General features: G+C 36.4%; 22 protein-coding genes. 8 read left to right on the forward strand and 14 right to left on the reverse strand.

Annotation, left to right across the window (positions count from 1 at the left end; translation table 11 throughout):
* Positions 1-121: 121 nt before the first annotated feature.
* The 3 genes from TR08_RS02300 to TR08_RS02310 all read left to right on the forward strand — a co-directional run bounded on the left by TR08_RS02300 (position 122) and on the right by TR08_RS02310 (position 2,289).
* A complete protein-coding gene (locus TR08_RS02300) occupies positions 122-598 on the forward strand; it encodes a YkyB family protein (RefSeq protein ID WP_045515464.1) in 477 nt (158 codons plus the stop codon).
* Between the two features lie 164 nt (positions 599-762).
* Positions 763-963 carry a hypothetical protein gene (locus tag TR08_RS02305; protein ID WP_045515465.1) on the forward strand — a complete coding sequence of 67 codons (201 nt, stop codon included), beginning with the start codon at positions 763-765 and terminating at the stop codon, positions 961-963.
* A gap of 171 nt (positions 964-1,134) precedes the next feature.
* On the forward strand, positions 1,135-2,289 hold the full coding sequence (locus tag TR08_RS02310) for an aminotransferase A (protein WP_045515466.1): 1,155 nt from the start codon (positions 1,135-1,137) through the stop codon (positions 2,287-2,289).
* A 36-nt stretch (positions 2,290-2,325) separates the two neighbouring features.
* On the opposite strand, the gene TR08_RS02315 is transcribed toward TR08_RS02310, so the two are convergent.
* The 7 genes from TR08_RS02315 to TR08_RS02345 form a co-directional block, all read right to left on the reverse strand.
* A complete protein-coding gene (locus tag TR08_RS02315) occupies positions 2,326-2,505 on the reverse strand; it encodes a hypothetical protein (RefSeq protein ID WP_045515467.1) in 180 nt (59 codons plus the stop codon).
* Between the two features lie 67 nt (positions 2,506-2,572).
* The gene (locus TR08_RS02320) at positions 2,573-3,451 is read right to left on the reverse strand and encodes an NAD(P)-dependent oxidoreductase (RefSeq protein ID WP_045515468.1); all 879 of its coding nucleotides are present in this window, start codon (positions 3,449-3,451) and stop codon (positions 2,573-2,575) included.
* A gap of 157 nt (positions 3,452-3,608) precedes the next feature.
* Positions 3,609-4,082 carry a hypothetical protein gene (locus TR08_RS02325; protein ID WP_045515469.1) on the reverse strand — a complete coding sequence of 158 codons (474 nt, stop codon included), beginning with the start codon at positions 4,080-4,082 and terminating at the stop codon, positions 3,609-3,611.
* 89 nt (positions 4,083-4,171) lie between these two features.
* Positions 4,172-4,957, reverse strand: coding sequence for an SDR family oxidoreductase (locus tag TR08_RS02330; protein WP_045515470.1), 786 nt, complete (start codon positions 4,955-4,957; stop codon positions 4,172-4,174).
* A 114-nt stretch (positions 4,958-5,071) separates the two neighbouring features.
* The gene (gene ptsP, locus TR08_RS02335; protein WP_045515471.1) at positions 5,072-6,784 is read right to left on the reverse strand and encodes a phosphoenolpyruvate--protein phosphotransferase; all 1,713 of its coding nucleotides are present in this window, start codon (positions 6,782-6,784) and stop codon (positions 5,072-5,074) included.
* The gene (locus TR08_RS02340) at positions 6,784-7,050 is read right to left on the reverse strand and encodes a phosphocarrier protein HPr (RefSeq protein ID WP_045515472.1); all 267 of its coding nucleotides are present in this window, start codon (positions 7,048-7,050) and stop codon (positions 6,784-6,786) included. Before TR08_RS02340 ends, ptsP begins: the two co-directional genes overlap by 1 nt.
* Before the next feature lie 311 nt (positions 7,051-7,361).
* The gene (locus tag TR08_RS02345; RefSeq protein ID WP_045515473.1) at positions 7,362-7,556 is read right to left on the reverse strand and encodes a hypothetical protein; all 195 of its coding nucleotides are present in this window, start codon (positions 7,554-7,556) and stop codon (positions 7,362-7,364) included.
* Positions 7,557-7,786: 230 nt separating this feature from the next.
* On the opposite strand from TR08_RS02345, the gene TR08_RS02350 reads away from it, so the two are divergent.
* A complete protein-coding gene (locus TR08_RS02350; protein ID WP_045515474.1) occupies positions 7,787-7,975 on the forward strand; it encodes a YkvS family protein in 189 nt (62 codons plus the stop codon).
* A 45-nt stretch (positions 7,976-8,020) separates the two neighbouring features.
* Here the strand turns inward: TR08_RS02350 and TR08_RS33015 are convergent, their stop codons facing one another.
* Complete coding sequence (locus TR08_RS33015; RefSeq protein ID WP_238579055.1) at positions 8,021-8,134, reverse strand: DUF6254 family protein; 114 nt, start codon at positions 8,132-8,134, stop codon at positions 8,021-8,023.
* A 150-nt stretch (positions 8,135-8,284) separates the two neighbouring features.
* On the opposite strand from TR08_RS33015, the gene TR08_RS02355 reads away from it, so the two are divergent.
* Positions 8,285-8,896 carry a CPBP family intramembrane glutamic endopeptidase gene (locus TR08_RS02355; protein ID WP_045515475.1) on the forward strand — a complete coding sequence of 204 codons (612 nt, stop codon included), beginning with the start codon at positions 8,285-8,287 and terminating at the stop codon, positions 8,894-8,896.
* A 42-nt stretch (positions 8,897-8,938) separates the two neighbouring features.
* On the opposite strand, the gene TR08_RS02360 is transcribed toward TR08_RS02355, so the two are convergent.
* The gene (locus TR08_RS02360; protein WP_045515476.1) at positions 8,939-9,991 is read right to left on the reverse strand and encodes a YkvI family membrane protein; all 1,053 of its coding nucleotides are present in this window, start codon (positions 9,989-9,991) and stop codon (positions 8,939-8,941) included.
* A gap of 202 nt (positions 9,992-10,193) precedes the next feature.
* On the opposite strand from TR08_RS02360, the gene TR08_RS02365 reads away from it, so the two are divergent.
* Positions 10,194-12,338 (forward strand): ATP-dependent Clp protease ATP-binding subunit, encoded by a 2,145-nt coding sequence (locus TR08_RS02365; RefSeq protein ID WP_045515477.1) that lies wholly within the window; start codon positions 10,194-10,196, stop codon positions 12,336-12,338.
* Positions 12,339-12,380: 42 nt separating this feature from the next.
* Here the strand turns inward: TR08_RS02365 and TR08_RS02370 are convergent, their stop codons facing one another.
* From TR08_RS02370 to TR08_RS02380, 3 genes are all read right to left on the reverse strand, one after another.
* Entirely contained in the window at positions 12,381-14,075 is a 1,695-nt protein-coding gene (locus tag TR08_RS02370; RefSeq protein WP_045515478.1) for a M3 family oligoendopeptidase, read from the reverse strand.
* 96 nt (positions 14,076-14,171) lie between these two features.
* The gene (locus TR08_RS02375) at positions 14,172-14,612 is read right to left on the reverse strand and encodes a MarR family winged helix-turn-helix transcriptional regulator (RefSeq protein WP_045515479.1); all 441 of its coding nucleotides are present in this window, start codon (positions 14,610-14,612) and stop codon (positions 14,172-14,174) included.
* A 281-nt stretch (positions 14,613-14,893) separates the two neighbouring features.
* Positions 14,894-15,883, reverse strand: a complete 990-nt coding sequence (locus TR08_RS02380) for a phosphotransferase enzyme family protein (protein WP_045515530.1) — start codon at positions 15,881-15,883, stop codon at positions 14,894-14,896.
* A 148-nt stretch (positions 15,884-16,031) separates the two neighbouring features.
* Here TR08_RS02380 and TR08_RS02385 point away from each other — a divergent pair, with 148 nt between their 5' ends.
* The gene (locus tag TR08_RS02385) at positions 16,032-17,270 is read left to right on the forward strand and encodes an MFS transporter (RefSeq protein WP_045515480.1); all 1,239 of its coding nucleotides are present in this window, start codon (positions 16,032-16,034) and stop codon (positions 17,268-17,270) included.
* 25 nt (positions 17,271-17,295) lie between these two features.
* On the opposite strand, the gene TR08_RS02390 is transcribed toward TR08_RS02385, so the two are convergent.
* Positions 17,296-17,814: a hemerythrin domain-containing protein gene (locus TR08_RS02390; RefSeq protein ID WP_238579056.1), complete on the reverse strand. Its 519-nt coding sequence runs from the start codon at positions 17,812-17,814 to the stop codon at positions 17,296-17,298.
* A gap of 202 nt (positions 17,815-18,016) precedes the next feature.
* Between TR08_RS02390 and TR08_RS02395 the strand changes: the two genes are divergently transcribed.
* Positions 18,017-18,364, forward strand: coding sequence for a hypothetical protein (locus TR08_RS02395; RefSeq protein WP_052427321.1), 348 nt, complete (start codon positions 18,017-18,019; stop codon positions 18,362-18,364).
* Between the two features lie 181 nt (positions 18,365-18,545).
* Here TR08_RS02395 and pdxK read toward each other — a convergent pair whose 3' ends face one another.
* The gene (gene pdxK / locus TR08_RS02400) at positions 18,546-19,379 is read right to left on the reverse strand and encodes a pyridoxine/pyridoxal/pyridoxamine kinase (RefSeq protein WP_370576253.1); all 834 of its coding nucleotides are present in this window, start codon (positions 19,377-19,379) and stop codon (positions 18,546-18,548) included.
* Positions 19,380-19,382 lie beyond the last annotated feature (3 nt).

A 19,382-nucleotide genomic window follows, 5' to 3' on the forward strand; every position in this document is an offset into this window, starting at 1 on the left:
TTTTTTAATTAAAAAAAGTTCTCATTTTTTACAATAATGTTTTTACTTTCTTGCATTTCTATTTTACAATTAAATAATAATAAAGTTAGGCAATTTAAAGAAATTAAAAGGAGAACCTATTTTGACTCACGAAAGAAAAGTCCCCCACCCAAAAACTAAGCTAACGATCGATAACCTCTCACAAGCTCTCTTTATTGTTAATCGCCATGCAAAAACTGCTCCAAACCCCAAATTTTTATACAAATTAAAGCATGAATCATTAAAAAAATTAATTGAAGAAGGAAAAGCAAAAAAAATTGGACTTCATTTTTCGCAAAATCCACGAAATAGTAAACAGCAATCTGATGTTCTCGTCGAATGTGGTCATTATACTTTTCATATTCCTCCTACAAAGTCTGATTTTACTGAACTCCCTCATTTAGGGAAATTAGATGGAAGTGTGAGAAATCCAAAAACCTCACTGTCGCTCAGCCAAGCAAAAACTGTATTAAAGACATATACCGGAATTACAGAAATCGAGCAGCCACCTTCAAGCCCACGAAAAAACCGTCCATATCAAAAACCAATTTTTAAAAAGTTGGGAGAAAGATATACGTAAAAAGCCCGATTAAGCAGGCTTTTTACGTATTTTTATTTTGTACATATTTTTGCTACAGCTTATTGATAATTTTGTGAACTCTCTCACTAAGTATAGACCCTTTTAAACAACCAGTTTACAATACAATCATAAGAAGAATAAATCATAAAAGAGGTGCCTTAGCCATGAAGGGGACAGCGATTCTTTTTCAGGAGAAGAGTATTACATTTATTGAAGAGGTTGAACAATCAGTATTCGAAGAAATAAAAAACCAATGTGGCTGTGAACAATGTAGCTGTAAGCTAGATAATAAAATTGTATCTTTCGGTTCGGTTTCACCCGTTTTCTGGCATGAAGACGAAGTTGATTGGGACTATGGTTATTAGAAAAACTCTATAGTTTTCATATAAACTCCCCCTCCCTTTTAAAACAGCCTGAATGAATTTCCAGGCTGTTTTTACATTCTCTGCTAATTAGCTTGTCCATAATTGTAGAATATTTCTTTAAATCTGTTTATAATCAGAGTATTCATGAACGCAATGGAAGGATGAACAAGGGTGGAGCATTTAATTAATACCAAAGTTCAACAAATAGAGGTTTCTGGAATCAGAAAATTTTATAATATGGTATCTCACATAGATGATGTTATTTCATTAACAATTGGTCAGCCAGATTTTCAAACACCAGAGCATGTGAAGCAGGCTGGCATACATGCAATAGAGGAAAATTTCACTTCCTATACACACAATGCTGGTATCAGTGAATTACGAACAGCCGCCTGCCATTTTGTTGAAAAGAAATATGGACTTTCCTATAAACCAGAATCTGAAGTAATTGTCACAATGGGCGCAAGTGAAGCCATTGATATATCCTTTAGAACAATTCTAACAGAAGGTACCGAAGTCATCCTGCCTGGACCTATTTATCCAGGATATGAACCTATCATTCGTATGTGTGGAGCAGTACCGGTTCATGTCGATATTAGGCATAATCAATTCCGATTTACGTTAGAAATGATTAAACCTTATATTACCGATAAAACACGCTGCATTGTTTTGCCATACCCATCTAATCCTACAGGAGTAAGCCTCACTGAGATCGAGTTAATAGAAATTGCTGATTACTTGAAAGAGAGAGAAATCTTTGTACTCGCAGACGAAATATACAGCGAGCTGGCTTATGATCAGCCCCATCTTTCGATTGCTTCCTTTTTAAAGGAGAAAACAATCGTAATTAATGGATTATCAAAATCTCATGCGATGACTGGCTGGAGAATTGGCTTCCTATTTGCACCTGAAACTATTACAAAGCACCTATTAAAGGTGCACCAATACAATGTATCCTGTGCCAATTCAATTGCCCAGAAAGCAGCTTTAGCAGCTTTAACAACAGGAATGGATGATGCCATTCCTATGAAAAAGGAATATATCGAAAGACGCAACTATGTTTACAACCGGCTTACCGCGATGGGTCTAAATGTAGTCAAGCCAGATGGGGCATTTTATTTCTTTGTTAAAATCCCTGATACAATTCCTTCTAATAGTTTTGATTTTGCTCTCGAGATGGTACATCAAGCAAAAGTAGCTGTGGTTCCTGGAAGTGCATTCTCTGAATATGGTGAAGGTTATTTTAGACTATCCTTTGCCTGTTCACTTGAAACATTAGAAACCGGCTTAAATCGAATCGAGAAATTTATTAATTTGAAAAAATAAAAAATACCCTCACTGCTAAAAGTGAGGGTATTTTTGTCATTGACCTTTGTATTCCCCATTATTTTTGGGTGCTTTTTCCTTTTTGGCTTTATCTTTATGAATTTTATTTGTTGCTGCTGAGCCCATTTCATGTGCAAATTCTTCATTTAAGACAGCAGAATCAAATCCCTTTTTGTTTTTTTGCTGTGGATCATTCTTTTTTGTTCTTTTAGCCATTTACGTTTCCTCCTATTTCAGCTTCTTTCCTAGTTTCTGAAAGCAAGAGGAATTTATACAAGCAGTATTAGGACTTCCAATATTTATAAAGAGCCTGTGTTCCACTATTTTCCTCGCCCATTTCAGCAAGTTGATCATAAAGCGATTTGGCCAAAGCTAAACCAGGAACTTTCATTTCCAGGTGCTCTGCTTCATCTAAGGCAATTTTCATATCCTTAATAAAATGCTTTATGTAAAATCCAGGTTCAAAATTCCCGTTAAGCATTCTTGGGGCAAGATTGCTTAATGACCAGCTTCCTGCTGCCCCAGTGGTAATACTTTTTAAAACTGATTCTGGATTTAATCCTGCCTTTTCAGCATAAATAATCGCCTCGCATACACCAATCATATTAGAAGCAATCGCAATTTGATTGCACATTTTTGTATGCTGTCCTGCACCCGCTTCTCCCTGATAAACGATATTTGTTCCCAGCAGATTTAGGAGAGGTCTTACTGCTTCAACGTCTTCTTCTTCTCCGCCCACCATAATGGACAGCTTTGCTTCCTTTGCACCAACATCCCCGCCAGATACAGGTGCATCAATGGTATGAATATCTCTTTCTTTTGCAGCTTTATATATTTTTACTGCCAGTGATGGAGCTGAAGTCGTCATATCGATGAGATAACTGCCTGATTTAACATGATTAACCAATCCATTTTCCCCTAAATAGATCTCTTCCACGTCAGAGGGATAGCCAACCATCGTAATAATAACATTAGCCTTGGAAGCTACATCTCTTGGTGTTTCCGCCCAATCCGCCCCTTTTGCTAAAAGGTCGCCCGCCTTTTCCTTTGTTCTTGAATAAATAATTAATGGATAACCTGCTGTCATTAAATGTCCTGCCATACTTTTTCCCATAACGCCTGTTCCAATAAAACCGATTACTGTATTTTCTGGAGTAAACAAATTTATCAATCCTCCGATTACGAATTTTTCACTTCTCAATTATATAATTATTAACGCAAAAAAACCGGAACTAAGTACTTTCCGGTTATCGTGCTCAATCTCCAAATTTATGCACCTTTTAAGTCTCTCCTAGTTGAAAAAGTGATAAACTACTTTTTCATAGTTCTGACGAAAAATTTGTTAAATAGACCCTTCCAAAAACTTCTTGATTGTTATAGATTTCTATCGAAACTGCTTGGTTTTTTTCGATCATAGTTTGTAGTTCATGAATGTGTAAGTCATCTTTTAAAGGAAGAGGATCCATGAAAATATATTTTTCACTTTTGCCTTTTACCTCTAAATATTCTCCATTAAGAACTTGTTCTTCACCATATATGATTTCACGTTTACCAATTGCTGAAGCCAAGCGATCATCATGGATGGTGACCTTCACTTTATATAATTCATGTCTATCTAATATTTCATTATTAATTCTAAACCGAAATTGAAGTTCGTTATTCTTTGTCAACAAGGCGTCTGCGTAACGATTGACGATCAGTTCTTTTGATAGAGGAAATCCACATCCAGTAAGTGTTGTACCTAAAAGTATCATACTTACAATAACAAAAACCATTTTTATACTTCTCCGCATCTTAAACACTCCTTTATGTTTTTACCTTAACCATATATTATTGGTAATAAACGTAAAATGAGGTTGATTATTGGAATATTCCAGAGATGCTAAATAGCTTTAATCATACCCCCATCAACTAAAAAAGAACTTCCTGTCATATAGGTATTGGCATCTGAAAGGAGAAAAACGGCTACGTTGGCAAATTCCTCGGGAGTTCCATATCTTTTAAGAGGAATAGCTGCTTTCATAGTTGATTCAACCGTTTCTAAATCAACGCCCTGTTTATTTGCATTAAATTGATCTAAGTGCCTCACCCGGTCGGTAGCAATTCGTCCAGGTGCTATCGTATTAATTAAGATATTATGCGAAGCCAATTCTGAAGCCAAAGTCTTTGAGAGTCCTACGATTCCCGTTCGAAAGGTGTTGGAGAGTATTAATCCTGGTATTGGTTCCTTTATCGAAGAAGATGCGATATTAAGAATCTTACCACCTTGCTGTTTTAAATATGGTAATGCTTCTCGAATGATACGTACATATGACAATAAATTTAATTCAAATGAAGTCTGCCAATCATCATCTGTTAAATCCTCAAAACTACCAGCTGGCGGACCTCCTGCATTATTAATTAGTAAATGAAGATTGCCAAATACTTCAATTGTTTTTGATACTAATCTTTTAATATCTTCGGTTTTAGTTATATCTGCTTTCTGAAAAGCAATTTTACCAATGCCAATTGATTCTAATTCAGCAGCCTTGTTTATGAGTTTTTCCTCATCCCGGCCTGAGATCATTACATTAGTACCTTCTCTGACTAATTGTTCTGCAATAGCAAACCCTAAGCCTTGACTAGAAGCAATAACGAGCGCTGTTTTCCCGCTCAAATTCAAATCCATCTAATCCATCCCCCTTGAACTCGTCTACCACCATTATACTAAAAATTCCCTCTAATTCCTAAAACATGTACAAAGAAAAAGAGACAGAATTTTTCTGTCTCATTAAAAGTAATCCTATTTTGTAGCAGCGTTCACAGCTTCAATCACTTGAGCTGTTGTCTGCATATTTAAGACTTTATTGGCAAGGCTCTCCATTTCGGATTTATTCAACTTTTTAATTTGTGAACGTGCTTTTAAAATCGACGTTGCACTCATTGAAAATTCGTCTAATCCAAGACCTAGAAGAAGTGGTATCGCGGTTTCGTCTCCAGCCATTTCACCGCACATCCCAGCCCATTTACCTTCTGCATGCGCTGCATCAATAACCATCTTAACTAATCGTAGAATCGATGGGCTATATGGTTGGTAAAGGTAGGATACTCGCTGATTCATTCGGTCTGCCGCCATAGTATATTGAATTAAATCATTTGTTCCAATACTAAAGAAATCCACCTCTTTAGCAAATTGATCAGCTAAAACTGCCGTTGATGGAATTTCAACCATGATTCCCAACTCAATACTGTCTGAAACTTTTTGATCAGCAGCAATAAGCTTTTGTTTTTCATCTTCAAGAAAAGCCTTAGCTTCACGGAACTCATCCAAAGTTGCAATCATTGGGAACATAATTTTCAAGTTACCATAACTGCTTGCTCGGAGAAGCGCACGAAGCTGGGTACGGAATATATCCTGCTCCTCTAAACATAAACGAATAGCTCTAAAACCTAAAAAAGGATTAAGCTCTTTTGGAAGTTGTAGATATGGAAGCTCTTTATCGCCGCCGATGTCCAATGTACGAACAACAACCGGCTTACCATTCATACCCTCTAAAACGGCCTTATAAGCCTCAAACTGCTCTTCTTCAGTAGGAAGCTGGTCCCTGCCCATATAAAGGAATTCAGTTCGGTAAAGACCTACGCCTTCCCCGCCGTTTTCGATAACTCCCTTTAAATCATTAGGAGTACCAATATTAGCAGCTAATTCAACATGATGGTCGTCCGCTGAAACCGTTTTTTCATTAACAAGTTTTGCCCATTCAGTCTTCTGAGCTTCATATTGCTGATGAATGTTACGGTATTCTTCTATAAGTTCAGGGGTGGGGTTAATATGTACTTCACCTTTTAGACCATCGACAATGACCAAGTCACCATTGATGATTTCTTCTGTAGCAGTTTTTGTACCGACAACTGCTGGAATTTCCATGGAACGAGCCATAATTGCAGAATGAGAAGTACGTCCGCCAATATCAGTAGTAAATCCTAGTACGTACTGTCTGTTTAATTGAGCAGTATCTGAAGGTGTTAAATCCTCTGCAACAATGATTACTTCTTCAGCGATCATGCTTGGATTTACCAATTGTACGCCAAGTAAATGTGATAGAACACGCTTTGTAACATCACGAATATCTGCAGCACGTTCCTTCATATACTCATTGTCCATTTGTTCAAACATCATAACAAACATGTCCGCTGTTTCTTTTAATGCTGTTTCTGCATTTACTTTTTCTGACTTAATCTTATCTTCAATCGGTCCATTTAATTCAGGGTCAGTGAGAACAAGTAAATGTGCTTCAAAGATAGCTGCTTTATCTGCACCAAGTTCAATATGGGCACGATCACGTATTGCCTCAAGTTCCGCTTTCGATTTCTCTATTGCTGCCTTAAAACGATTTACCTCTGATGTTATTTCTTCAACTGTCTTTTTCTCAAATGATAAATTTGGTTCTACTAACCGATAAGCTTTTGCAATGGCAATGCCATTAGAAGCAGCAATTCCCTGTAAAAATGTCATTACTCAGCCAGTCCTTCTTTTTTCAATAATTCTTCTAGGCTTCTTAATGCTTCTTCACTATCACTGCCTTCTGCAGTAATAGAAATATCTGCACCTTGTCCAATTCCTAAAGACATAACACCCATAATCGATTTCAAATTAACTTTTTTACCCTTATATTCTAAATTGATTTCTGAATCAAATTTGCTTGCTGTTTGTACAAGTAGTGTTGCTGGTCTAGCGTGAATCCCTGTATCAGCTGTTACTTTAAATTGTTTTTCTGCCATGTTAAATCAAACTCCTTCTCATTAATATAAAATGATGCTGGCTATTACATATCTAACAGCTTATAGTCAGATAAGACAAATGAGCTAATTGTTATATTTTCTCCAAAAGGAAATGAAGTATGTAAGCTACGAGCCTCATTTTATTATTAGAAATTCATACAATTGCTAGGATACCATTTTCGAACAGTACAGACAACCTATTTCACTTTATGTAAGCGCATTAAAAAATCGACAAATCGTTTTTTATTAAAAGTTCACAAATTATTCAAAAATACAAACCATTATTTAGAAAAAATCAGGATTATTCCGATTTAGCTTCTAGGCTCCTCCAAGTATTGATATAATACATCTCCACCCCGCTGACCTATGCCACGAAAATGTTTAAAGTCATCCCTTTTGACAAGGACTTGACGAAATTCCATAAAATCTTCTTTCTTAACATAGAATTCTGATAGCTCACCTATTTTTAACTTTTCCAACACTTCTTTTACAAACTGTTCGTTCATAAATGACACCACCTTTATTTTCATTTTATAGTAAAGACCATTATCGTAGTCAATAATTGTGCTTAATTCTGTAGTTTACAAGCTTTAAATGTAAACGATTGCATTTTTTATTGTTTTTTACGAAAAATTAACAAAATTGTCCAAAAAAACCCTTTACGAAACTTGTAAAGTAGTGCAAACTGTTACTTAAATGAATTTATATAGATTATCAGGTAAAGGAGAGAGACTAATTGAAAAAAGCAGAAGTAGGAAATGTCATTGAATTCCGCGACGGATTAAAAGGGATTGTAGAAAAGGTCAATGAAAACTCTGTCATAGTCGACCTAACACTTATGGATAATTATCGTGACTTGGAATTAGATCAGCGAACTGTTGTAAATCATAAAAATTATAAGATTGTAAAAGAAAGCGCTTATTAATTTTATAGCTTCGTAGAAAAGGCAGACATTCGCTGCCTTTTCTTTTTATTTTTCAGTTTCTTTTGAAATCTGTTTTAATGATTTTACTTTTCCATGAGGGTTTTGGTCTTGTTTACGAACAGTCCATTCTCGCTCTTGTTGGCTTTGGGATTTACTCATTGTTTATCCTCCTTTCCTTTCACCCTCATATTTTTTGCAATTTCTTCATTCTTATTATTGGATTCGTACAAAAGTGTGATGTAATAATTTCCTTTCATAAATATTTTTTGTTAAAATAAATTCTATTGTTAGAAAGGAGGTAATAGATACATGAAGAATCGCTTTTTTGATCTTCGGCTAATCAGTGGGTTAATAATCTCTCATGCACTTATGTATTTCACCTTTTACGACCGAGCAATATTCTGGTATATATTCACTGGTTCACTTCTTATTTTAATCACTTATGCGATGTTTCAAGAAGATGTGGAAGATGAAGCATCATTTTTCAAATATATCTCCATAGGTACTTTATCTGGATTAATCCTCTATTTACTCTTTTGGCTTGGGGTTCAAGCCTTTGACTTACTAAATCTGCCTTTTGAAAATAGTATTAAAAAACTCTATCGCTGGTTTGCCCCTGCATTATTTTGGCAATACCTTGCTCTAATTTTAGTTGCAGCGCCTGGAGAAGAACTCTTTTGGCGTGGATTTATTCAAAAAAGACTGCTCCGCTATTTCGGTCCTTTCAGGAGTATTTTTATTGGTGCACTGCTTTATGCTTCTGTTCATATTTATTCAGGAACACTAATCTTAATGCTTGCAGCATTCCTTTCTGGTCTAATCTGGGGTGCACTATATCTGTGGAAAAAAAGCATGCCATTAGTAATTGTTTCACATATTATTTTTGACATCATGATTTTTATTATTTTACCTTTAAAATAGGAAAAGCACCTGTCTATGTTGTGGACAATGCTTTTCCTATTTTTATGATTTATTCACTTTATTATTTAGAGGCTTCCTCCATAGCAGGATAAAAAAGATAAGGCTAATATAACCAAACAGAGGATAAAGATTAGACAAAAGCTTGCTATAGTCAATAAGACTTATGATATAAGAAACGATGAAAATAGCTGAAATCGTAATGAAAGTAGGAACCGTAACAAATTGCTTTAACTGACGGTCTAGACCAAAAACGTTTCCAATGACGGAAGTGAATATTTCACCGTAAATAACAAGGACAAATATCCAATAAAAAAAAGGGGCTATTTGCTTCATAATAATAGCCATCGGGATCTCATAAAGCTCAACATTTGGCAGCATAATCAAGGTAAAGTGGCTAGATATTAGAATGACAGTTAATGCTGCCCCCCCTAAAATACCTCCCCACTTAATGGTCCAATCATCTTTTATTTCATTTGCAATTGGAACGAGCACAGCTTGTGCTAATGCTAGGTTTAATGCTGTATAAGAAAAGGGTGCTAGGATACTTTTCCAGCTATCCTCTGTATGTGGTACAAATAATAAGTGACTCACAAAATCAGGCTGTTTAATAGAAAGTGACATTAACATAAGACTAAAGCAAACCATAATCGGAACAACAAACGAATTAACGGCAAATAATCCCTTTGTACCAATAAGCATAACTAAAAAGGACAAAAAGATTGTAATAAAAACACCTAAATTCTTTGAAAGTCCTATTTGTTCCTCAAACACTGCTCCTGCTCCTGCAAGCATTACGGCACTTACTCCAAGAAGCATAAAAAGCATGATTATATTAATACCCCTGCCTGCCCATTTCCCAAACAAGTGTACATTAAACTCTTGATACGAAACCGCGTTAATTTGAGCAGCAATTCTCATTAACTTTGATCCTAATACGATAAGGAGGTAGCCGCTCAATAAAATAGCTAAAAAACCGATGAAGCCAAACCGCGAGAAAAACTCAACGATTTCTCTTCCTGTAGCAAATCCCGCACCGACAACTGTACCAACGTAGACTGCGGCGATTTGGAAAGCTGCTGACCAATTCTTTTTCACCTCATCTCCCCCTCAAATTAAATATATGAGCAAGTGGACAAACAAAGACGAGCTTTTTTTAATGAAGGTTAATTTTGTTTTTACAAGAAATTACCACAAGCACACTACTTGAAAGTCAAAAAAGGTCAAAGTATACTAAATGCGTAAGGTCAAATATAGTCAAAGTCAAAAAATACTAAGTTTTTTAAGGAGGTTTTATTTTATGCTTTGTCAATTGTGTAAAGTAAACCAAGCCAATGTCCAACTAAATTTAAACATTAACGGACAACACAGTGATATGAAGCTGTGTCATGAATGTTATTCAAAAAATAAAAATACCATTAATACTGGTTTTGGACCTAAAATGAATGCCTTTCCTGGTTTTTCACTTGATGATTTATTTTTCAACATGAAAGGCAGTGAAAATAAGCATGTGAATTCCCAGTCACCTTCTCGACAAAAGGAAGGTTTTATAGATCAATTGGGTCGTAATTTAACACATATGGCCAAAGCTGGTCTGATTGACCCTGTTATTGGTCGTGATGAAGAAGTTAAAAGGATTATTGAAATATTGAATCGTCGTAATAAAAATAATCCTGTGTTAATTGGTGAACCTGGTGTTGGGAAAACAGCTATTGCCGAAGGACTAGCAATGAAAATTGCTGCTGGACAAGTGCCAGTTAAATTAAGTAATAAAGAAGTGTATTTGCTTGATGTTGCATCATTAGTTGCCAACACTGGTATTCGCGGTCAATTCGAAGAAAGATTGAAGCAATTGATTGCAGAATTACAAGAGCGGAAAAATATTATTCTTTTCATTGATGAAATCCATCTCCTGGTAGGAGCGGGTTCTGCTGAAGGCTCAATGGATGCAGGAAACATTTTAAAACCAGCCCTTGCACGTGGAGAACTTCAACTTGTTGGAGCGACCACTTTAAAAGAATACCGGCAAATAGAAAAAGACTCGGCACTAGAACGTCGATTCCAGCCCGTTCAGGTAGCAGAACCTACCCCTGACGCGGCAATTAAAATCTTAAAAGGAATTAAGAATAAGTATGAGGACTATCATGAAGTAATTTATTCTGACGCGGCTATTAAAGCATGTGTTCAGTTGTCACACCGTTATATCCAGGATCGTTTCTTACCGGATAAGGCTATTGATTTACTTGATGAAGCAGGATCTAAATTAAATCTTACTTCAGATGGACATAGCAAGGACCAGATTGAGAACCGATTAAAAGAATTGGCTGTTCAAAAGGATTCAGCTCTTAAAAATGAAAATTATGAATTAGCTGCATCACTTCGTGATGAAGAAGCTTTGCTTGAAATATCATTAAATGAAACTTCAAAAATCAGTAGACCGGTTGTAGAGCTATCACATATTCAAGAAATTATTGAACAAAAGACCGGTATTCCTGTTGGTAAATTACAAGAGGATGAGCAGCAAAAACTGAAGCACCTTGAAGAAAACTTAAATACAAAAGTCATTGGTCAGAAGAAAGCTGTCGAAAAGGTTGCAAAGGCCATCCGACGAAGCCGTGCCGGCTTAAAATCAAAGAATCGTCCAATTGGCACTTTCCTTTTTGTCGGACCGACAGGAGTTGGTAAAACCGAACTTACTAAAACACTTGCAGACGAATTGTTTGGTTCAACTGAATCGATGATTCGTCTCGATATGAGTGAATATATGGAAAAACACAGTATTTCGAAATTAATTGGTTCTCCTCCTGGATATGTAGGTCATGATGAAGCTGGACAACTAACTGAAAAAGTACGCAGGAATCCATACAGCATTATTTTATTGGATGAGATTGAGAAAGCTCATCCCGATGTGCAGCATATGTTTTTGCAGATTCTTGAAGATGGACGACTAACTGATAGTCAAGGAAGAACTGTTAGCTTCAAGGATTCAGTTATCATTATGACAAGCAATGCTGGTGTTGGACACAAAACGATTCATGTAGGTTTTGGTACAAATGAAGCGATAGAAGAAGCTTCTATTTTAAATTCCCTGGGGAGCTTCTTCAAGCCAGAGTTTTTGAACCGTTTTGATAGTATTATTGAATTTCACTCACTTGATAAAGAACATATCATGCAAATTGTTGAGTTAATGGTAGCTGAACTACAAGGAACCTTAAAAGAGCAAGATATTGAGTTTACTATTACACTAGAGGCAAAAGAAAAACTAGCAGAGCTGGGCTATCATCCTGCATTTGGTGCACGTCCACTTCGAAGGGTTATTCAAGAGCATATAGAAGATAAGATTGCAGACTTTATTCTAGAGCAGCCAGAGGCATATAAATTATCTGCTATTATAGAAGATGACCATTTGAAGGTAACAGCAGCAGAAAGGTTAACGGTTCATTAATTGGAAAAGCGAAGCCTTGCGGCTTCGCTTTTCGTTTAGATATTATAACTGTTGGTCTTCAACAGAATTTAACCAAGCTTCTATTTCGCCAACTACTGATTCCACACAGCCATCCTCAAAAGGTGAAATTAGTTTAGATTCTTTAACCAGCTTAGTAAATGACATACTTCCACCAAGTTTGCAAAGTTTTACATAATCAGCCCAAGCATCTTTTTGATTTTCTCTTGAACGCTTCCAGAATTGAAAGGCACAGATTTGAGCTAAAGTGTAATCAATATAATAGAATGGTGAGTTAAAAATATGTCCTTGACGTTGCCAGAAACCGCCATTCTCTAAATAAGTATTCCCGTCATAATCTTTATGCGGCAAATACTTTCTCTCAATTTCACGCCACTGCTGCTTACGTTCTTGAGGTGTTGCTTCCCAATTTTCGTAAACCCAGTGTTGGAATTCATCCACGGAAACACCATATGGCAGAAATAATAAAGCAGAGCTTAAGTGTGAGAATTTATACTTATCAGTATCTTCCTTAAAGAATAAGTCCATCCATGGCCAAGTGAAAAATTCCATACTCATCGAATGAATTTCACAAGCTTCGTACGTAGGCCAATTATATTCAGGGATTTCAAAATTTCTGCTGGAATAAACCTGGAATGCATGTCCTGCTTCATGTGTCAGTACATCAATATCCCCAGAGGTTCCATTAAAATTTGAAAAGATAAACGGTGCTTTATAGTTTTCAATATAAGTACAATAACCGCCGCCTGCTTTTCCTTTTTTCGCTACCAGGTCCATTAAGTTATTATCCTGCATGAATCGGAAAAACTCGCCTGTTTCCGTTGATAATTCTTGGTACATCTTTTGTCCATTTTCAATAATCCATTCAGGACTTCCCTTTGGTGCAGCATTTCCTGTTTTGTAGTTAAAGCCCTCATCGAAGTATTTTAACTGTTCAACACCTATTCTGTTCTGCTGCCTTGCTTTTAATTTTGTCGCAATTGGAACAATAAAGTCCTTCACCTGTTGACGGAAATTTGCGACCATTTCTGAATTGTAATCCGTTCTCATCATCCGGTAGTAACCTAATTCAACAAAGTTCTTATACCCCAAAGATTGGGCTATTTCTGTTCTTACTTTGACAAGGTCATCATAAATTCGATCAAACTCTGGTTCATGCTCAGCTAAAAAACCAAATTTTGCTTCAGTTGCACGCTTTCTCATTTCTCTATCGGTTGATTCAGTGAAAGGCTCTAATTGAGCAAGAGTCCGCTCTTCCCCTTCAAAATTTATTTTTGCAGAAGCTATTAGTTTCGTATACTCTGTTGAAAGTCGATTTTCTTTTTGAAGTAAAGGCACAATTTCGGGTTTGAAGGTTTTTAATTGTCCCTCCGCTAAGGCAAATAATTGCTTACCCCATTTTTCTTCAAGTTCAGTACGATATTTTGAAGTAACTAGGGCCTGATAATATTTCGTAACCAGCCCTTCAATTTCGGGCTGAACTTCATCCATATAATCCTGCTCTGCTTTATAGAACTCGTCATTGGTGTCAACAGAATGACGAATATAGCAAAGATTAAACATCGTCCCAATATCATTTCTTAGTTCATTTACTTCGTTCATAGCCAAACCTTGCTCTTCTATAGAAGAAGCATTCTTACACTTTTCAATGGCTGCCTCAAATCCTGCTTTTACTTCGTCAAGGTTTGGGCGGGTATATGTATACTCTTCAAATCTCATAGAAACATCCCCTTTATATCAAACTTTTCCAACTTTATCTTTCGACACTATCCATTAATATTCCTTTATGTAAAAAAAAATACGGCAAGTGCCGTATTAAAATTTTCCTGCTGGCAATCCAAGTTTTTTCAACAACTCAATCGCTTCTTGTTTTTCAGGATCTGTCAAACTAGACATGAGTGTATGAATCTGTTGTGCGTGTTCAGGAAATATCTCTCGAATAAACTCTTTCCCTTTATCTGTAATTTGAGCATAGGTAACGCGTCTATCATTTGGGCAGGCGATTCTTATCAGCATTCCTTTTTGCTCGAGCTTATCCACAACATATGTGATACTGCCGCTGGCAAGTAATATTTTTCCGCCAATTTGCTGCATAGGCTGATCACCTTTGTGATATAGAAGTTCTAATACGGCAAATTCCGTTGGGTTTAATCCATTTGCTTGAATAACTTTATTAACATGTTCATTAATCGCTTTATATGCTCTCGATAGAACAATATAGAGCTTCAACGATTTAGATACAGAATCATTTTCCATAAAGACTCATCCTTTTTATTAATGTCCAGCTCCAGCGCCTAGGGGCTCGGGGGCATAAGCCCCTGAGCAAGGCGCTTCCGCTTTTCTTTTTGTCTAGCTGCAGCGCCTAGGGGCTCGGGGTCATAAGCCAATCCGTCAAGAAGGTTAAAGAACAACCTTCTCGCCGGCTCGTCTTATGCCTGTCGCCCCTAAGCAAGGCGCTTCCGCTTTTCTATTTATCTCGACTTCAAGATTATTATAAAAAACTTTTGATTATGTGTCAATTTACCTCTCGAAGACTGTCATCCTAATCTCACAATCGGTTCTTTATTTATTATTCTCCATTTCAACGCTTCTAGCATTTGATTTAGATTCTCATCTCTGCCTTCTGGTAAGATTTTCTTATGTAATACCGCATAAAGCGTAATATCTCTGAGCTTAAAGAATAGGGGCAGTTGTTCCTTCCAGCCTTCTGGTAATTCATTGTATTTTTCATACCCCTCAATAAACTGTGTAAGGAATTTTATTGCAAACTGCTCCCTCTCTCCAACACTGGCACTTTGGTAGCCATAGAAAATGGAATAATAAAGGGGAATCGCGATATCAGAAGCATACCAATGATAACTACAATCATCAAAATCAAACACATGGACTGATTCACCATCATAAAAAAAGTTGCCTGAATGGATATCACTGTGGATAAGTCCAAAATTTTCTTTGCTTCTTGGCAGCGATTTCAATTCACTAATTAACAGTTTAGTATTATTAATAATTTCCATTTCATTTGGAACATAGGCTTCAATATTAAGTAATTCCTCTTCCTCCCAAGAAGGACGAAGCTTTAATCGTTCGCTTGGTTGGTAATTCTTCGTGACAGAGTGCATCTGACCAATCGCTTTCCCCCATGCAGTAAATAATTGGTCATTGAATTCTGTTGAATTAATTTTTACAGGATACCCATTTACTTTTGAAAATAGACATGCATAAAATAATGAACCATCACCTGCTGGAAGAACTTCAATTAATTGATTCTTTGTTGATTTGAATGCTGTTGGGCAATTTACATTTTGGTCATATAAATAATTCATCCAATCAAGTTCTGCAAGTATTTCATCTGCACTTCGATGTGAACTATGCGTAATTCTTAAAATATAGGGTTGTTCTTCACGATAAACCTCAAAAACATAATTCTCAAAATCTCCAAGCTTCTTAATCTCCGATTCCAAACGGAAGCTTTCTAAAAAAAACTTCAATATTTTTTCGGTAAATAATATTTCAACTGCGTTCTCCATATAATTCCCCATTTCATTCATAAATCATATTCCACTTAATTATATTTAATTATTTCGAAATTTGAAACATTCCATTTCTCATTTGATCTCAAATTATGTAAGATAGGTTTATTATAAGATTAATACTTTCATAAGTGAGGTGTATATTATGAGTCAACCAGCCGTAATGTCTGCAAAGACTCCAAAAACATCTGATGCGACGATGTTTAATATTCTATTTATTATTGGGCTTTGCCATTTACTTAATGATGCCATTCAATCAGTGATTCCGGCAATGTTTCCAATCCTTGAAAAATCAATGGGTTTATCATTCACACAATTAGGAATAATTGCCTTTTCCCTAAATATAGTATCCTCTGTTCTTCAACCAGTAGTGGGAATAGTAACAGATAAAAAGCCTATGCCTTTCGCTTTACCTATAGGACTAACCTTAACAATGGGTGGTGTTATGGGATTAGCATTTGCCCCTTCATTTGGCTTAATCGTTCTATCAGTCATTTTCATCGGGCTTGGCTCCGCGGTGTTTCATCCTGAAGGCTCTAGAGTAGCCTATATGGCAGCAGGCAGTAGAAGAGGGTTAGCACAATCTATTTATCAAGTAGGTGGTAACACTGGCCAGGCTTTGGCTCCACTGATTACAGCACTTATCCTGGTACCTCTTGGACAAAAAGGTGCTTCGTGGTTTTCGATTGTTGCATTATTGGCTGTTTTGTTATTAATTTACATTGCCAATTGGTATAAGCAAAGATTAGTCCAAGACCTGCCATTAATAAAAAAGAAAAATACTATGTCAGCAAAAAACACTGGTCTTTCAAAGAAGGTAAAACAGTCACTGTTTTTAATTCTTCTGCTAATTTTTGCACGGTCGTGGTATATTTCGGGGATGACTAATTTTTACGCTTTCTTTGCAATTGAAGAATACTCCCTGACGATTAAGGAATCACAGCTTTACCTATTTGCCTTTTTAATTGCTGGTGCATTTGGTACTTTTTTTGGCGGACCGCTGGCTGACCGGTTCGGGAAGAAAAAATTAATATCTATTTCGATGTTACTGACTATACCATTTTCCATACTCATTCCATTTGTACCATCTTTTATTGCGTTTATCTTTCTAACTCTTACAGGATTTATTTTAATGACCAATTTTTCCGTTACTGTGGTTTTTGCACAAGAGCTTGTACCTGGAAAAATCGGGACAATGTCGGGGTTAACCGTGGGACTCGCCTTTGGTATGGGGGCTATCGGTTCAGTAGGACTTGGCTACATAGCTGATTTATTTAGTATGTCAGCCATGGTTTCTTCGATTGGATTTCTGCCATTGCTTGGATTATTGGCCTTCCTCCTTCCAAGTGATCAAATGGTTCAAAAATGGAATCAAGAAGATTAGAAAAAGGATGGGCATGAACCCATCCTTATTTTATTTCCTGAATTTTTTGGTATAGTTCTTCTTTTTCATCATCTGAAAGCATACGCTCTGCCATAGGGAAGAGGACATTTTCTTCTTTAGCAAAGTGCTCTGTTAAAATGTAGTAAGCATCCTTTACTAATTCAGCTGAGTTTTTCTTTTCCTCCACTATTTGGGTGCTGTCAGCTTTTTCTAGAAATTCGTGAATTTTTGCCTTAGCTTGATCATGTTCATATTCCATAACAGCAATTGGTCCAGACGTTGTGCCAATATATACACCCATCATTGGAAATAGAACTCCCTCTTCACGTTCAGAATGGGGGTCAAGTGCTTCCTTAAATTCATTAACCTTACTAATCAACTCTTCAAAGTTTTTTTCAATTTCATCTGCTTCTATTCGCTGTGTTAATGTGAATAATCCCTCTAATTGTGCTAATAACGAAGGATGCTCGGACTTTAGTTGATTAAGTCCTTTACTTAATTCTACTGGAGACATACCTCCAAAACTGCTCATACAGCCACTCATCTGCATACACCTCATCTTAATTAACTTGTATTTAGTATAAAAGTTTCCTACCTTTTTTGTTGTGACACCAATCACATATAAAGAAATAAAAGCTTCAAAATGAAAACGTTTTAAGATTTCAAAAAATTTTAACATTTATACTCAAAAAAACTAAAAAACTATCATATAATATAGTTAGAACATAATAGGGAGGGCTAAAATCATGAAAACACCTAATTATCATGACTTTTATCAAAAGGCATTAATACCAATTGGTTTCAATGATCTGCTGGTACTAAAGGAATTCGAGTCTTATAACTTTGATTCACCTTTCACCCATTGGCTCATTGCTATTGAAGGAGAGCAGCTCCCTCAGCCAAAGATATACTTTCATTGGAAAGTGAGTATCTATCCGTCAAATGTTGATGGTGATTTTAATTGGAAGAAACCATTTTATTGTTCTCCAATAATGGAATCTATGGATAGTGCGCATGGGCTAGCCTGCTCAGTGGTTACGTCAAGTAAACTAGATCAACTCTCCACCTTAAACCTACAAGAAAAAATTAGTTAGTCCGCAAAAAATATTCCTTTCTGCTTCACCTTCTTTTTACCCTCACTTGTGAAAAAACCTACATATAGGAAAAAGCCATCAAAAAAGAGGAAGCACCATGATTGCTTCCTCTTTTTTACGTTAGACGAAAAGACAACTACATGTCCGCCTTTAGGATATTGGTACCCTGTCATTCAAGTTCTTATCCTGTTACGAGATTCACAACCGGACGACTTATATGGAATTGATGATATGCTCCATGCATGACTGGACCTACAAATTCATTTAATTTCCATCCATGATTAATTGCGGCTGCAACAAATTCCTTTGCATGTACTACTGCGTCAAGAACGGATTTTCCATTTGCTAAGTTTGCAGTAATAGCTGCAGCGAAAGTACAACCAGCACCATGATTATAAGTGGTATCTATTTTTCCTGTTTCTAATTGAATAAATTCGTTCCCATCATAGAATAAGTCGACCGCTTTTTCGTGTTGCAGTGATCTTCCACCCTTAATAACGATATGTTTTGCACCTAAATCATAAATTTTTTCTGCAACTCTTTTCATATCATCAACCGATTTAATCGGACCCATTCGTGATAGTTGTCCAGCTTCGAAAAGATTTGGTGTTACAACCATGGCTCTTGGCAAAAGAAGCTCGCGACAAGAAGCTACCGTTTCCGGAAGAAGTACTTCATCTTCACCCTTGCATACCATAACAGGGTCTATCACAACATTTTCTAATTTGTATTGATCAATATATTTTGCACCAAGTTCTACAATTTCAACTGAACCTAGCATACCTGCTTTCATTGCATCCAATCCAACAGAAAAGGCACATTGAAGCTGACTATCGACAACATCTGTTGCAATTGGAAAAACATTATGTTTCCAGCTAGCACTTGGATCCATCGTTACAATTGAGGTATGTGCTGTCATTCCATATGTCCCAAGTTCCTGGAATGTTTTCAAGTCTGCATGTATCCCCGCACCACCACTGGTGTCTGAACCTGCGAGTGTCAAAGTCTTTCTCATTAT

Source organism: Neobacillus niacini (genome assembly GCF_000759675.1).
In the GTDB taxonomy this organism is placed as follows: domain Bacteria; phylum Bacillota; class Bacilli; order Bacillales; family Cytobacillaceae; genus Neobacillus; species Neobacillus niacini_A.

Coding starts and splice junctions, on each gene's coding strand:
- TR08_RS02305 (WP_045515465.1), top strand. CDS start 763: ATGAAGGGGACAGCGATTCTTTTTCAGGAGAAGAGTATTACATTTATT.
- TR08_RS02315 (WP_045515467.1), bottom strand. CDS start 2,505: ATGGCTAAAAGAACAAAAAAGAATGATCCACAGCAAAAAAACAAAAAG.
- TR08_RS02325 (WP_045515469.1), bottom strand. CDS start 4,082: ATGCGGAGAAGTATAAAAATGGTTTTTGTTATTGTAAGTATGATACTT.
- TR08_RS02330 (WP_045515470.1), bottom strand. CDS start 4,957: ATGGATTTGAATTTGAGCGGGAAAACAGCGCTCGTTATTGCTTCTAGT.
- ptsP (WP_045515471.1), bottom strand. CDS start 6,784: ATGACATTTTTACAGGGAATTGCTGCTTCTAATGGCATTGCCATTGCA.
- TR08_RS02340 (WP_045515472.1), bottom strand. CDS start 7,050: ATGGCAGAAAAACAATTTAAAGTAACAGCTGATACAGGGATTCACGCT.
- TR08_RS02345 (WP_045515473.1), bottom strand. CDS start 7,556: ATGAACGAACAGTTTGTAAAAGAAGTGTTGGAAAAGTTAAAAATAGGT.
- TR08_RS33015 (WP_238579055.1), bottom strand. CDS start 8,134: ATGAGTAAATCCCAAAGCCAACAAGAGCGAGAATGGACTGTTCGTAAA.
- TR08_RS02355 (WP_045515475.1), top strand. CDS start 8,285: ATGAAGAATCGCTTTTTTGATCTTCGGCTAATCAGTGGGTTAATAATC.
- TR08_RS02365 (WP_045515477.1), top strand. CDS start 10,194: ATGCTTTGTCAATTGTGTAAAGTAAACCAAGCCAATGTCCAACTAAAT.
- TR08_RS02370 (WP_045515478.1), bottom strand. CDS start 14,075: ATGAGATTTGAAGAGTATACATATACCCGCCCAAACCTTGACGAAGTA.
- TR08_RS02375 (WP_045515479.1), bottom strand. CDS start 14,612: ATGGAAAATGATTCTGTATCTAAATCGTTGAAGCTCTATATTGTTCTA.
- TR08_RS02380 (WP_045515530.1), bottom strand. CDS start 15,883: ATGGAGAACGCAGTTGAAATATTATTTACCGAAAAAATATTGAAGTTT.
- TR08_RS02385 (WP_045515480.1), top strand. CDS start 16,032: ATGAGTCAACCAGCCGTAATGTCTGCAAAGACTCCAAAAACATCTGAT.
- TR08_RS02390 (WP_238579056.1), bottom strand. CDS start 17,814: ATGAGTGGCTGTATGAGCAGTTTTGGAGGTATGTCTCCAGTAGAATTA.
- TR08_RS02395 (WP_052427321.1), top strand. CDS start 18,017: ATGAAAACACCTAATTATCATGACTTTTATCAAAAGGCATTAATACCA.
- pdxK (WP_370576253.1), bottom strand. CDS start 19,379: ATGAGAAAGACTTTGACACTCGCAGGTTCAGACACCAGTGGTGGTGCG.